Origin of the sequence: Kitasatospora sp. A2-31 (assembly GCF_022288725.1) — a bacterium.
In the GTDB taxonomy this organism is placed as follows: domain Bacteria; phylum Actinomycetota; class Actinomycetes; order Streptomycetales; family Streptomycetaceae; genus Kitasatospora.
In genome coordinates, this window is record NZ_JAKNTA010000009.1 from 108,967 (window position 1) to 123,315 (window position 14,349).

The 14,349-nt window shown below is 70.2% G+C and carries 9 protein-coding genes and 2 rRNA genes; 5 read left to right on the forward strand and 6 right to left on the reverse strand.

The genetic code is table 11. From position 1 onward, the window contains the following. Positions 1-34 precede the first annotated feature (34 nt). Positions 35-661, forward strand: a complete 627-nt coding sequence (dhaL, locus tag MCM47_RS24750) for a dihydroxyacetone kinase subunit DhaL (RefSeq protein ID WP_238863897.1) — start codon at positions 35-37, stop codon at positions 659-661. Between the two features lie 50 nt (positions 662-711). On the opposite strand, the gene MCM47_RS24755 is transcribed toward dhaL, so the two are convergent. Further along, positions 712-1,887 carry a PP2C family protein-serine/threonine phosphatase gene (locus MCM47_RS24755; protein ID WP_238863898.1) on the reverse strand — a complete coding sequence of 392 codons (1,176 nt, stop codon included), beginning with the start codon at positions 1,885-1,887 and terminating at the stop codon, positions 712-714. A 402-nt stretch (positions 1,888-2,289) separates the two neighbouring features. On the opposite strand from MCM47_RS24755, the gene MCM47_RS24760 reads away from it, so the two are divergent. Both MCM47_RS24760 and MCM47_RS24765 read left to right on the forward strand, forming a co-directional pair. Further along, on the forward strand, positions 2,290-2,508 hold the full coding sequence (locus MCM47_RS24760; protein ID WP_238863899.1) for a heavy-metal-associated domain-containing protein: 219 nt from the start codon (positions 2,290-2,292) through the stop codon (positions 2,506-2,508). Between the two features lie 83 nt (positions 2,509-2,591). Continuing rightward, complete coding sequence (locus MCM47_RS24765) at positions 2,592-4,904, forward strand: cation-translocating P-type ATPase (protein ID WP_255752759.1); 2,313 nt, start codon at positions 2,592-2,594, stop codon at positions 4,902-4,904. Between the two features lie 165 nt (positions 4,905-5,069). On the opposite strand, the gene MCM47_RS24770 is transcribed toward MCM47_RS24765, so the two are convergent. The 3 genes from MCM47_RS24770 to MCM47_RS24780 all read right to left on the reverse strand — a co-directional run bounded on the left by MCM47_RS24770 (position 5,070) and on the right by MCM47_RS24780 (position 10,124). Further along, positions 5,070-5,789: an SDR family NAD(P)-dependent oxidoreductase gene (locus tag MCM47_RS24770; protein ID WP_238863900.1), complete on the reverse strand. Its 720-nt coding sequence runs from the start codon at positions 5,787-5,789 to the stop codon at positions 5,070-5,072. 571 nt (positions 5,790-6,360) lie between these two features. After that, positions 6,361-7,650 carry a citrate synthase gene (locus tag MCM47_RS24775; protein WP_238863901.1) on the reverse strand — a complete coding sequence of 430 codons (1,290 nt, stop codon included), beginning with the start codon at positions 7,648-7,650 and terminating at the stop codon, positions 6,361-6,363. A 224-nt stretch (positions 7,651-7,874) separates the two neighbouring features. Continuing rightward, a complete protein-coding gene (locus MCM47_RS24780; protein ID WP_238863902.1) occupies positions 7,875-10,124 on the reverse strand; it encodes an ATP-dependent RecD-like DNA helicase in 2,250 nt (749 codons plus the stop codon). Positions 10,125-10,285: 161 nt separating this feature from the next. On the opposite strand from MCM47_RS24780, the gene MCM47_RS24785 reads away from it, so the two are divergent. Both MCM47_RS24785 and MCM47_RS24790 read left to right on the forward strand, forming a co-directional pair. Next, entirely contained in the window at positions 10,286-11,116 is an 831-nt protein-coding gene (locus MCM47_RS24785; RefSeq protein WP_238863903.1) for a VOC family protein, read from the forward strand. Positions 11,117-11,290: 174 nt separating this feature from the next. Further along, positions 11,291-11,743 carry a GNAT family N-acetyltransferase gene (locus MCM47_RS24790; RefSeq protein WP_238863904.1) on the forward strand — a complete coding sequence of 151 codons (453 nt, stop codon included), beginning with the start codon at positions 11,291-11,293 and terminating at the stop codon, positions 11,741-11,743. A 74-nt stretch (positions 11,744-11,817) separates the two neighbouring features. Here MCM47_RS24790 and rrf read toward each other — a convergent pair. After that, positions 11,818-11,934 (reverse strand): 5S ribosomal RNA (gene rrf, locus MCM47_RS24795). Between the two features lie 81 nt (positions 11,935-12,015). Next, positions 12,016-14,225 (reverse strand): 23S ribosomal RNA (locus MCM47_RS42650). Positions 14,226-14,349 lie beyond the last annotated feature (124 nt).

A 14,349-nucleotide genomic window follows, 5' to 3' on the forward strand; every position in this document is an offset into this window, starting at 1 on the left:
ACGCGGGAACGCAGGAACGCAGGAAGGAGAGGGCATGGACTTCGACACCCGCCTCGCGGAGGCGTGGGTCCGTGCGGCGGCGGCCGCCGTCGGCGAGGAACAGGAACGGCTCACCGAGCTGGACTCGGCGATCGGCGACGGCGACCACGGCAGCAACATGCAGCGCGGGTTCACGGCCGTGCTGGCGGCGCTGGACGGGCTCGACCCGGCCGGTCCCGGCGCGGTGCTGACCAGGACCGGCACCACGCTGATCTCCAAGGTCGGCGGCGCCGCCGGCCCGCTGTACGGGAAGGCCTTCCGCGCCCTGGGCGCGGCCCTGCCCGGGCCCGCCGACCCGGCCGGGGTCGGCGACGCACTGGCGGCCGGCCTGCAGGCGGTCCGGGATCTCGGCAAGGCCGAGCCCGGGGACAAGACCATCGTGGACGCCTACACCCCGGCCCTCGCCGCCTTCCGCGCGGCGGTGGCGGCCGGCGCCGACCTGCCCCGGGCCGCCGCCGCAGCGGCGGACGCGGCCGAGCAGGGTGCCAGGGACACCGTGCCGCTCCAGGCCCGCAAGGGCCGCGCCTCCTACCTCGGCCCGCGCAGCGTGGGCCACCAGGATCCGGGCGCGACCTCCACCGCCCTGCTCTTCCGGGCTCTCGCCGACGTCACCGCGTCCTGACCCGGGGGCACGACCGCATGCTGCCGGCGCGCGTCGAGCCCCGGCCGGCGTCAGGCCCGATCGGTCCGGGTGATCAGGAGCAGCAGGGCGTCGTCCCGCAGCTCCCCGCCGGTGTGCTCCAGCAGATCGGCGTAGATCCGGCCGACCGCCGCCTCCAGCTCCGCCGAGGAGCGGGCCGCGTCCCGGACCAGCGGGCCGACCCGCTCCGCCAGCGGGTAGAACTCCCCGTTCTTCCGGTGCCGGGCCTCGATCACGCCGTCGGTGCAGAGCACCAGCACGTCCTCGTGCCCGAACGGCTGGTCCCAGGCGGTCGGCTCGCCCGTGGCCAGCCGCCCGAGTCCGAGCGGCACCCAGGGGTCGGGCGCGTCCAGGACGTGCACGCCGCCGTCCGGGCCCACCCGGATCGGCGCGACGTGTCCGTACTGGAGCAGCTCCATCACCCCGGGCGTGCGGAACTCGGCGAACAGCGCGGTGGTGAACTCGCCGTCGGGGGCGTGCCGCTCGACGCTGGCCTCGATCCGGGCGGCCACCCCGCGCAGCCCGGCCTCGTCGTAGGCCGCCTCGCGAAACGCGCCGAGCACCACGGCGGCGGTCTGCACCGCGCCGAGCCCCTTGCCGCGCACGTCCCCGACCGCCACCCGGGTGCCGTGCGGGGTCTCCAGCACGGAGTAGAGGTCCCCTCCGATCCGCGAGGCGTCGGCCGCGGAGACGTACCGGACGGCGAGGCGCAGCGGTCCGACCTCCGGGCCGGGGAGCCGGAGCAGCGCCCGCTGGGCGGCCTCGGCGACCGAGCTGACGGCCGCGAAGGCCGCCGCGCGGCGCATTCTGATCTTGGCGACCCAGGCGGAGAAGAGGGTCAGCAGCACGTAGCTGACCAGGGCGCCGTAGAGGAAGCGCTCGTCGTTGACGTTGTCGACCTCGTCGTAGTGGCTGAGGCCGAAGACCGCGAGGAAGCCGAGCGAGCAGACGAGCAGCAGCTCGACCGGCCGCAGGGTGAGTGCGGCGATGGCGGGCACCACAGTCATCAGCGGCGCGAGGTAGCGGTCCTTGCCCGAGAGCAGGTCGGCCGTGCCGACCAGGGCGATCGCGAGCAGCGCGGGGGTGGCCCGGCGCCAGAACGGGACGTCCTGGAGGTCGGTGGCCAGCAGCGCGCCGCGGCGCCGCTCCGGCGACAGCCCCGCGACCGTGGGGAGCGCGGGCGACCGGAGCCGGCGGATCGAGAACACATATCGAACATAACGGACATTCAGCGCGCCCACCCGCGCACGTCCGCCCACCCGCGCACGTCCGCCCGACCGCGCACGTCCGCCCGACCAGGCGCCGACCCCGGGCGCCGGTCCGCCGCCTCCCCACCGCTGCGACCCGCACCGGAACGCCCGCCCGGCCGTACAGCGCGACCCGAGCGGCTGCGCGAGGAGGGAATCCGCCCGCCACCCGGCGGCGGATTCGAGCGCCGCGTGTTCAGCCGCATACGCTCTGCTCTCGGGGCCCAGGCGGCGGCACGGCAGGCCCGGTGATCCGGAACACACGGCCCCCTCCTCGTGGTGATACCCCGCAGGGGTATGGTGTTATCAGAGGAAGAAAGTGCCCGGGCAGTCCGCCCGGGGCGGCACAGACCGGAGGCCCCGATGTCCAGCACCATCACCTACACCGTGACCGGCATGAGCTGCGGCCACTGCGAGAGCTCGGTCTCCAAGGAGCTCTCCGCCCTGGCCGGCGTCACCGAGGTGGCGGCCGACGCGAAGGCCGGTACCGTGACGGTCTCCTCCGCCGCCCCGCTCGACGAGGAGCTGGTCCGCGCCGCCGTCGACGAGGCCGGCTACGAGCTCGTCGGCCGGGCCGCCTGAGCCCGGGTCGCGCCGCGCGGCGGGGGTCCGCACCCCGGGCTCCCGCCCTCCGCCCTTCGCCCTCACCAAGGAGCTGATCCGCCATGAGCACCTCCACTCCGGGCACCACCGCCCCCGACGCCGCGGCCGACGGCGACGGCCGGTCGGGTGTCCGGGACCGCGTCGAGCTCTCGATCGGCGGTATGACCTGCGCCTCCTGCGCGGCCCGGATCGAGAAGAAGCTCAACCGGATGGACGGCGTCGAGGCCACCGTCAACTTCGCCACCGAGAAGGCCCGGATCGACTTCGGGCCCGGGGTGGGGATCGCCGACCTGATCGCCACCGTCGAGAACGCCGGCTACACCGCGGAGCTCCCCCCGCCGCCCGCCACGGCGCCGAGTGCACCGGCCACCGCGGCCGACCCCGCCGCGGAGCAGCGCCCGGCCGACCCGCTGCTGGACCGGCTGCTGATCAGCGCGGTGCTCAGCATCCCGGTGGTCCTGCTCTCGATGGTCCCCGCCCTGCAGTTCACCAACTGGCAGTGGCTGGCCTTCTCGCTCACCGGTCCGGTGGTCGTCTACGGCGGGCTGCCCTTCCACCGCGCCGCCTGGACCAATCTCCGGCACGGCGCGGCGACCATGGACACCCTGGTCTCGCTCGGCACCCTGGCGGCCTTCGGCTGGTCCTCCTGGGCCCTGTTCTGGGGCCACGCCGGCATGCCGGGGATGCAGCACGAGTTCTCGCTCTCGATCGGCGCCACCGACGCCTCGTCCGCCCTGTACCTGGAGACGGCCGCCGCCGTCACCGTGCTGATCCTGCTCGGCCGACACCTGGAGGCCCGCTCCAAGCGCCGGGCCGGCGCCGCCCTGCACGCGCTGCTCGACCTCGGCGCCAAGGACGTCTCGGTCCTGGAGAACGGCCGCGAGGTCCGGCTGCCGGTCGACCGGTTGACCGTCGGCATGCGCTTCGTGGTGCGTCCCGGCGAGAAGATCGCCACGGACGGCACGGTGGTCGAGGGCGCCTCGGCCGTGGACGCCTCGATGCTGACCGGCGAGTCCGTCCCGGTCGAGGTCGCGGTGGGCGACGCCGTCACGGGTGCCACCGTGAACGCCGGCGGCCGGCTGGTGGTCGCCGCCACCCGGGTCGGCGCGGACACCCAGCTCGCCCGGATGGCTCAGCTGGTGGAGGACGCCCAGAACGGCAAGGCCGCCGCCCAGCGCCTCGCCGACCGCATCTCCGCCGTGTTCGTGCCCGTGGTGATCCTGATCGCGCTCGGCACGCTGGTCGGCTGGCTGCTGGTCACCGACAGCCCCACCGAGGCGTTCACCGCGGCCGTGGCCGTGCTGATCATCGCCTGCCCGTGCGCCCTCGGCCTGGCCACCCCGACCGCGCTGATGGTCGGCACCGGGCGCGGCGCCCAGCTCGGCGTCCTGATCAAGGGCCCCGAAGTCCTCGAGCACACCCGCCGCGTCGACACCGTCGTCCTCGACAAGACCGGCACCGTCACCACCGGCCGGATGACCCTGCTCGCCGTCCGCACCGCCGAGGGCGTCACCGAGCACGAGGCGCTGCGGCTGGCCGGCGCGCTGGAGCACGCCTCCGAACACCCCATCGCCGCCGCGATCTCCGCTGCCGCCGCCGAGCGCACCGGCACCCTGCCCGCCGTCGAGGACTTCGAGAACGTGCCCGGCCTCGGCGTCCAAGGCGTGGTGGACGGCCACGCGGTGGTCGCCGGCCGCGAGGCACTGCTCGCCGACTGGGCGCAGTACCTGCCCGAGTCGCTCGCCGAGGCCAAGCGGGCCGCGGAGGCCGCCGGCCGGACCGCCGTCGCGGTCGGCTGGGACGGCGTAGCGCGTGCTGTCCTGGAGGTCGCCGACGCCGTCAAGGAGACCAGCGCCGAGGCCATCGCCCAACTGCGAAAGCTCGGTCTGCGGCCGGTGCTGCTCACCGGCGACAACACCGTCGTGGCCGAGGCGGTCGCCGCCGAGGTCGGCATCGCCCCGGAGGACGTGATCGCCGAGGTGCTGCCCGAGCAGAAGGTCGACGCCGTCCGGCGGCTGCAGGCCCAGGGCCGGGTCGTCGCGATGGTCGGCGACGGCGTCAACGACGCGGCCGCACTCGCCCAGGCCGACCTCGGCCTGGCCATGGGCACCGGCACCGACGCCGCCATCGAGGCCGGCGACCTCACCCTCGTCCGCGGCGACCTGCGCGCCGCCGCCGACGCCATCCGGCTCTCCCGCCGCACCCTCGCCACCATCAAGGGCAACCTCTTCTGGGCCTTCGGCTACAACGTCGCAGCGATCCCGCTCGCCGCCGCGGGCCTGCTCAACCCGATGATCGCCGGCGCGGCGATGGCCTTCTCCTCGGTCTTCGTGGTCACCAACAGCCTCCGGCTGCGCCGCTTCCAGCCGTCGTGAGCCCGTCATGGCGAGGGCCCGTACCGCGCGGTGCGGGCCTTCGCCATGACGGGCTCAGGGCTCGGGGTCCAGGTTTCGGAGGTCGGGCCACGCCTCGGGGCCCACGCCTCGGGGCCCGCTTCTCAGGGCCCCCGTCTCAGGGCCCGCGCGTCCGGGGCTCGGGGCTCAGCGGCCGAGCAGCTCACCGCCGTTGCAGTGCAGGATCTCGCCGGTGATGAACCCGGCCTCCGGCGAGGCCAGGAAGTGGACCGCCGCCGCGACCTCGCCGGTCTCCCCTATCCGGCCGAGCAGCGTCCGGGCCGCCCGGCGGGAGACCTCCGCCTCGTCCAGCCGCGGGCCGAAGAACTCGGTGCCGGCCACCGTGCCCGGGGCGACGATGTTCGCCGTGATGCCGGAGGTGCCGAGCTGGGCGGCGAGGAAGTGGTTCCAGGCGTGCAGCGAGGCCTTGGCGGCCCCGAACGAGCCGGCCCCGCGCAGGGCCGCGATCGAACTGATGGTGACCACCCGGCCGGAGCCCGGGGTGAGCCGGTCGCGGATGGACTCGGTGAGCAGTACCACGGTCAGCACGTTGCGCTCGAAGTCGCCGCGCCAGCGGGCCAGCAGGGCGTGCGGGCCGCCGCCGATCACGGTCTCCCGGCTGCCGGCGTTGTTGACCAGGACGTCGATCTGCTCGGGCAGTTCGCCGAGTGCCGCCTCGACGGCGTCCGGATCCGCGAGGTCACAGACCAGCGGGGTGACGTGGGGCCCCAGGTCGGCCGCGGCCTGTTCGAGCACCGCTCGCCGGCGGCCCACGATCACGACCCGTTCGCCCGCGTCGGCGAAGCGGCGCGCCACCTCGTACCCGATCCCCGTGCCACCGCCGGTGACAACCACGTTCCTGGCCATCTGCGCACTCCCTCCCCAGTTCCGCCGCCACGCTGCGAGGGTGCGGGGCGGTCCGTACCGGAATGCCACGATTCCTATCACGCTCGGTTGCCGTGACTGCGGGGAGGGTGACGTCGCCGCCGCCGGAAGGTGTGGTATGGGCGGGACACCACGCGCACACGGAGCGTGGCGAGAGGCAGCTCACACCCCCCGGGCGTAACTTCTCGCACCCTGATACGTCTTAGGTTGGTAGTGCGGCAGTTTTCGGTGGGCGGCGGCGTGGTGAACGGCTTCACGTCACCGCACGGCCACCGCTGCCGCCGACGGGGCTCCGGCGGGCCCCGGGACGGTCGCCGACTCTCGGCGGCCTTCGCGCACGGCGCCGGGGTGTGGCGGGTCTGGGACGCTTTGAGCGGCCGTCCCGGGCTGCGGCCGCCCCGGAGTCGTGCGCCGTCTGTCTCCCGTCCTCGCGACGGGACGGCGAAGGGCCCGGCCGCGCAGTGCGGCCGGGCCCTTCGTGGTCCCACGTCGGCGGTCCCCGCTCAGCGGGGTCTGGTCAGCGACCGGTCAGGCGCCAGTGACCGGTCGCGGATCAGCGGTCGCCGAGCTCGACGTAGTCGCGGATCGCGGTGCCCGTGTAGATCTGGCGCGGACGGCCGATCCGGCTGGTCGGGTCGTTGATCATCTCGTGCCAGTGGGCGATCCAGCCCGGCAGCCGGCCGAGGGCGAACAGCACCGTGAACATGCTGGTCGGGAAGCCCATGGCGCGGTAGATCAGGCCGGTGTAGAAGTCCACGTTCGGGTAGAGCTTGCGCGAGACGAAGAAGTCGTCCTTGAGCGCGTGCTCCTCCAGCTTGAGCGCGATCTCCAGCAGTTCGTCGGACTTGCCGAGCTGGCTCAGGACCTCGTGCGCCAGCTGCTTGACCTGCGCGGCGCGCGGGTCGAACGCCTTGTACACGCGGTGGCCGAAGCCCATCAGCTTGACGCCGTCCTCGCGGTTCTTCACCTTGCGGATGAACGCGTCGACGTCGCCGCCGTCCTTCTGGATGCTCTCCAGCATCTCCAGCACCGCCTGGTTGGCGCCGCCGTGCAGCGGGCCCCAGAGCGCCGAGATACCGGCCGAGATCGAGGCGAACAGGTTGGCGTGGCTGGAGCCGACCAGGCGCACGGTGGACGTCGAGCAGTTCTGCTCGTGGTCCGCGTGCAGGATCAGCAGCTTGTCGAGGGCGTTGACCACGACCGGGTTGAGCTCGTAGTCCTCCGCGGGGACGGCGAACGTCATCCGCAGCAGGTTCTCGACGTAGCTCAGGTCGTTGCGCGGGTAGACGAAGGGCTGGCCCATCGCCTTCTTGTACGCGTAGGCCGCGATGGTGGGGAGCTTCGCCAGCAGGCGGACCGTCGACAGGTGCCGCTGGGCGGCGTCGAACGGGTTGTGGCTCTCCGGGTAGAAGGTGGACAGCGCGCCGACCACCGAGGACAGCATCGCCATCGGGTGGGCGTCCCGCGGGAAGCCCTGGAAGAAGCGCTTGACGTCCTCGTGCAGCAGGGTGTGCTGGGTGATCTCGCGGCTGAACTCCGACAGCTGGTCGGCCCTCGGGAGCTCGCCGTTGATCAGGAGGTACGCGGTCTCGATGAAGCTGCCCCGCTCGGCGAGCTGCTCGATCGGGTAGCCGCGGTACCGCAGGATGCCGTTGTCACCGTCCACGAAGGTGATCGCGGACTTGTACGCGGCGGTGTTACCGAAGCCGTTGTCCAGGGTGACCAGGCCGGTCTGCGGGAGCAGCTTCGAGATGTCGAAGCCGGCGTTGCCCGCAGTGCTCTCGACGACGGGGTACTCGTACTCGCCGTCCTGGTACCGCAGTACTACCGAGTTGTCGCTCACGTCTTCCTCACCGACGAAATGAATCCTCTTCCAAGGTGCCCTGACTGTCTCTACCATCCCCCATCTGGAGGACAGCCGCGCACCCGGGGTGGCCCGAAAGGGACCACCCCTACAAAACCTGCCGCCCCAGCCGGTACGAACCGGACAAGATCGGCACCACCCCAGGCTCTGCCGTAAATCTCTTCACGTCAAGAGAACAATAGAGGCAACCATCCGTTGGAGAATCACCCAGTGGCCAGCCGATGATCCAGCGCGGCATGCCTCCGACCTGCGCTGACGGCCCGAACGGCCTGCCCGATCGCCTTGCGTGACCCCACCAGCACCACCAGTTTCCTCGCCCTGGTCACAGCCGTGTAGAGCAGGTTCCGCTGGAGCATCGTCCACGCGGACGTGGTGACCGGAATCACCACCACCGGATACTCGCTCCCCTGCGACCGGTGGATCGTCACCGCGTACGCGTGCGCCAGCTCGTCCAACTCGTCGAAGTCGTACGGCACCTCCTCGTCCTCGTCGGTCAGCACGGTCAACCGCTGGTCGTCCACGCTGAGCGCCGTCACCACTCCCACTGTGCCGTTGAAGACCCCGTTCCGCCCCTTGTCGTAGTTGTTGCGGATCTGGGTGACCTTGTCCCCCACCCGGAACGTGCGCCCGCCGAACCGCCGCTCGGCCAGCCCCTCCCGGGCCGGCGTCACCGCCGCCTGCAGCAGCGTGTTCAGGTTCCCCGCCCCCGCCGGCCCCCGGTGCATCGGCGCCAGCACCTGCACGTCCCGCCGGGCGTCGTAGCCGAACCGCTGCGGGATCCGCCGCGCCACCACGTCCACCGTCAGCCCCGCCGCCCGCTCGGCGTCGTCCTCCACGAACAGGAAGAAGTCCGCCATCCCCTCCGTCAGCGGCGGCAGCCCCTCGTTGATCCGGTGCGCGTTGGTCACCACGCCGGACTGCTGCGCCTGCCGGAAGATCCTGGTCAGCCGCACCGACGGGATCGGGCTCCCTTCCGCCAGCAGGTCCCGCAGCACCTCGCCGGCACCGACCGAGGGCAGCTGGTCCACGTCCCCCACGAACAGCAGGTGCGCCCCCGGCGCCACCGCCTTGACCAGCTTGTTCGCCAGGATCAGGTCCAGCATCGAGGCCTCGTCCACCACCACCAGGTCCGCATCCAGCGGCCGGTCCCGGTCGTACGCAGCGTCCCCGCCCGGCTTCAGCTCCAGCAGCCGGTGCACCGTGGACGCCTCCACCCCCGTCAGCTCCGACAGCCGCTTCGCCGCCCGGCCGGTCGGCGCCGCCAGCACCACCTTCGCCCGCTTCGCCAGCGCCAGCGTCACGATCGACTTCACCGTGAACGACTTCCCGCAGCCCGGGCCCCCCGTCAGCACCGCGACCTTCTCGGTCAGCGCCAGCCGCACCGACTGCTCCTGCTCGGGCGCCAGCTCCGCCCCGGTCTGCTTCGCCAACCAGCCGAGCGCCACCGGCCAGTCCACGTCCGCGAACCACGGCATCCGGTCCGCGTCCGCCCGCAGCAGCCGCAGCAGCTGGTTGGACAGCGAGATCTCCGCCCGGTGGAACGGAACCAGGTACACCGCCGTGATCGGCTCGCCGTCGTCCGCCGGGACCGTCTCCCGCACCACCCCCTCCGCCGCCACCAGCTCGGCCAGGCAGTCGATCACCAGCCCCACGTCCACCTGGAGCAGCTTCACCCCGTCCGCGATCAGCCGTTCCTCCGGCAGGTAGCAGTGCCCCTGGTCGCTGCTCTGCGACAGCGCGTACTGCAGCCCCGCCTTCACCCGCTCCGGACTGTCGTGCGGGATGCCGACCGCCTGCGCGATCCGGTCCGCCGTCAGGAAACCGATGCCCCACACGTCCGACGCCAGCCGGTACGGCTCCTGCTTCACCACCCCGATCGAGCCGTCCCCGTACTGCTTGTAGATCCGCACCGCGAGCGACGTCGACACACCGACGCCCTGGAGGAAGACCATCACCTCCTTGATGGACTTCTGCTCCTCCCAGGCCGCCGCGATCTTCTTCGTCCGCTTCGGCCCGAGCCCCGGCACCTCGATCAGCCGCCCCGGCTCGTTCTCGATCACCTCCAGGGTGTCCACCCCGAACCGCTCCACGATCCGCTCGGCGAACCGCGGCCCGATGCCCTTGATCAGGCCCGAGCCGAGGTAGCGCCGGATCCCCTGGACGGTGGCCGGCAGCACCGTCGTGTAGTTCTCCACCACGAACTGGCGCCCGTACTGCGGGTGCGACCCCCAGCGCCCGTGCAGCCTCAGCGACTCGCCCGGCTGCGCACCCAGCAGCGCGCCGACCACCGTGAGCAGGTCGTTGCCCCCGCGCCCCGTGTCCACCCGGGCCACCGTGTAGCCCGTCTCCTCGTTCGCGTAGGTGATGCGCTCCAGCACCCCCTCGACCTGCGCGAGCTGACGCGGCTGATCCGCCCGGCCCGCCGGCGACTGCTGCTGCGACTGCCCGGCCACCCGGCCCCCTTTACCAGTACGGGTGCACTTCCGCTACGCACCGTACCGCCCGGGTGCGACAGCCGGTGACCGGATGCCAGGCTGGTACCGGTAGAGGGGGATCTCTCCGCCCCGGCCCGCGACCCCCGCGGCGACGGGCCCGCCCAAGGAGCCGTGCCGCCATGCTCACCACCGCCGTCACCCCCGGGTCGCCCAACTGGCTCGACCTCACCAGCCCGGACACCGCCGACTCCGCCACCTTCTATGCCACCGTGCTCGGCTGGACCTTCGTCGCCACCGACCTCGAGGACGGCAGCCACGGACTCTTCCGGCAGCAGGGCCGCACCGTCGCCGCCGTCGGCCCGGTCGGCTCCGACGACGGCGACCCGGCATGGACGATCTCCTTCTGCAGCCTCGACGTCGACCGGACCGCCGAGTTGGTCGAGGCCGCCGGCGGTCTCGTCCACACCACCGCGTCGGACGCCGCGGCGACCGCCGCCGCGGCCGCCGTCCCGCTCGCCACGCTGGCCGAGGCCCGGACGATCCACTGCACCGACCCCACCGGGGCCCGGTTCGCCGTCCGGCAGCCCGGCCGGACCCCCGGCCTGGAGGCCGTCACCGAGCCCGGCACGTTCTGCTGGGCCGAGTGCTACAGCGTCGACGCCGAGGCGGCCAAGGCCTTCTACCGCGCCGTCTTCGCCTGGCAGGAGCAGGACGTCCCGTTCGGCGAGGGGGTGTACACGGTCCTGACCCCGGCCGGCGGCGGCACCGACGACGCCCATGGCGGCCTGCTGCAGCTCAGCCCCGAGCGCACCGCCGCGGGCACCGGCTCGCACTGGCTCCCCTACTTCGAAGTCCCCAACGTGGACGCGGCCGTCGCCCTCGCGGAGCGGCTCCGCGCGACCGTCCGGACGGCGCCGACGGACGTGCACGGCGTGGGCCGGCTCGCCCAGCTCGCCGACCCGTACGGTGCCGTGTTCGCCGTCATCACCAGTGCGCCGCCGAGCGGATGACAGGAGGTCACCCGCTCGGCCCCTCGTCCAGCCCGGCTCGCGGGGCCTGGAGGGCCGTCAGGGGCACCCAGGCGCCGGCGGGGCCCTCGGGGCGGGCAGGGAGGGTCCGAGCGGGCCGTGCGGGTGCCGGTAGCGGGCTGCAGCGGCGCCCGCGGTTCCGCCTAGGCTGTGATCATGACCGACCTGACGATCCGCCGGGCCAGCGCCGACGACCTGCCGGCGATAGTGGCCATGCTCGCCGACGACCCCCTGGGCGCCACCCGCGAGAGCCCCGACGACCTGACCCCCTATCGGACGGCCTTCGCCCGGATCGAAGCCGACCCGCACCAGCACCTCGTCGTCGCCGAGCGCGCCGGCCGGGCCGTGGGCACCCTCCAGCTCACCGTCGTCCCCGGCCTCTCCCGCAAGGGCTCGACCCGCACGATCATCGAGGCGGTCCGGATCCACGCAGACGAACGCGGAAGCGGGCTCGGGACCGAGCTGATCCGCTGGGCGATCGACCGCTCCCGCGAGCTCGACGCCGATCTCGTCCAGCTCACCTCCGACGCGACCCGCACCGACGCCCACCGCTTCTACGAGCGCCTCGGATTCGTCGCCTCGCACCTCGGATTCAAACTCAAGCTCTGACCCGGAGCCCCGATCGTCCAGAAATGCGAAGAACCCCCATCCGGGAATCCGGATGGGGGTTCTTCAGAAGAATTGTTCGGCGGCGTCCTACTCTCCCACAGGGTCCCCCCTGCAGTACCATCGGCGCTGTGAGGCTTAGCTTCCGGGTTCGGAATGTAACCGGGCGTTTCCCTCACGCTATGACCACCGAAACACTATGAAACTATCCGCCACCCACCCGCAGAGCGGTAGGGGGTCGTTGTTTCAGAACAACACAGTGGACGCGAGCAACTGAGGACAAGCCCTCGGCCTATTAGTACCGGTCAACTCCACCCCTCACAGGGCTTCCATATCCGGCCTATCAACCCAGTCGTCTACTGGGAGCCTTACCCTCTCAAGGAGGTGGGAGTGCTCATCTCGAAGCAGGCTTCCCGCTTAGATGCTTTCAGCGGTTATCCCTCCCGAACGTAGCCAACCAGCCATGCCCTTGGCAGAACAACTGGCACACCAGAGGTTCGTCCGTCCCGGTCCTCTCGTACTAGGGACAGCCCTTCTCAACACTCCTACGCGCACAGCGGATAGGGACCGAACTGTCTCACGACGTTCTAAACCCAGCTCGCGTACCGCTTTAATGGGCGAACAGCCCAACCCTTGGGACCTACTCCAGCCCCAGGATGCGACGAGCCGACATCGAGGTGCCAAACCATCCCGTCGATATGGACTCTTGGGGAAGATCAGCCTGTTATCCCCGGGGTACCTTTTATCCGTTGAGCGACGGCGCTTCCACAAGCCACCGCCGGATCACTAGTCCCTACTTTCGTACCTGCTCGACCCGTCAGTCTCACAGTCAAGCTCCCTTGTGCACTTACACTCAACACCTGATTGCCAACCAGGCTGAGGGAACCTTTGGGCCCTCCGTTACCCTTTAGGAGGCAACCGCCCCAGTTAAACTACCCACCAGACACTGTCCCTGATCCGGATCACGGACCCAGGTTAGACATCCAGCACGACCAGAGTGGTATTTCAACGACGACTCCACAACAACTGGCGTTGCTGCTTCACAGTCTCCCACCTATCCTACACAAGCCGAACCGAACACCAATATCAAGCTATAGTAAAGGTCCCGGGGTCTTTCCGTCCTGCTGCGCGAAACGAGCATCTTTACTCGTAATGCAATTTCACCGGGCCTATGGTTGAGACAGTCGAGAAGTCGTTACGCCATTCGTGCAGGTCGGAACTTACCCGACAAGGAATTTCGCTACCTTAGGATGGTTATAGTTACCACCGCCGTTTACTGGCGCTTAAGTTCTCAGCTTCGCCAGAGCGAACTCTAGCTAACCGGTCCCCTTAACGTTCCAGCACCGGGCAGGCGTCAGTCCGTATACATCGCCTTACGGCTTCGCACGGACCTGTGTTTTTAGTAAACAGTCGCTTCTCGCTGGTCTCTGCGGCCACCCCCAGCTCAGAGTGCAAGACTCGTCACCAGGAATGGCCCCCCTTCTCCCGAAGTTACGGGGGCATTTTGCCGAGTTCCTTAACCATAGTTCACCCGAACGCCTCGGTATTCTCTACCTGACCACCTGAGTCGGTTTGGGGTACGGGCCGCCATGAAACTCGCTAGAGGCTTTTCTCGACAGCATAGGATCATCCACTTCACCACAATCGGCTCGGCATCAGGTCTCAGCCTTAATGTGAGGCGGATTTGCCTACCTCACGGCCTACACCCTTACCCCGGGACAACCACCGCCCGGGCTGGACTACCTTCCTGCGTCACCCCATCGCTCACCTACTACCCCGTTGGGTCACCGGCTCCACCACGTCCCATCGTCCGAAGACTCCGGGCCGGCTTCACGGGCTTAGCATCAAGAGGTTCAGCGTTGGCGCTTCAAAGCGGGTACGGGAATATCAACCCGTTGTCCATCGACTACGCCTGTCGGCCTCGCCTTAGGTCCCGACTTACCCTGGGCAGATCAGCTTGACCCAGGAACCCTTGGTCAATCGGCGCAAGAGTTTCCCACTCTTGTATCGCTACTCATGCCTGCATTCTCACTCGTATACCGTCCACGACTGGTTTCCACCGCCGCTTCACCCGGCACACGACGCTCCCCTACCCATCACAGCAGGCGTTAGCCCTTCATGCTGCAATGACACGACTTCGGTGGTGTGCTTGAGCCCCGCTACATTGTCGGCGCGGAATCACTTGACCAGTGAGCTATTACGCACTCTTTCAAGGGTGGCTGCTTCTAAGCCAACCTCCTGGTTGTCTCTGCGACTCCACATCCTTTCCCACTTAGCACACGCTTAGGGACCTTAGTCGGTGTTCTGGGCTGTTTCTATGTGTTCAGCAGCGGGTGACAGCCCATGACGACTGCCGGGTTTCCCCATTCGGACACCCCCGGATCAAAGCTCGGTTGACAGCTCCCCGGGGCCTATCGCGGCCTCCCACGTCCTTCATCGGTTCCTGGTGCCAAGGCATCCACCGTGCGCCCTTAAAAACTTGGCCACAGATGCTCGCGTCCACTGTGCAGTTCTCAAACAACGACCAGTCACCCACCCTCAGCAGCCCCAACGGACCACCTCAAGTAGGACCGGCACCGAGACAACAGCCATACGGCCGTTCCCTCAGG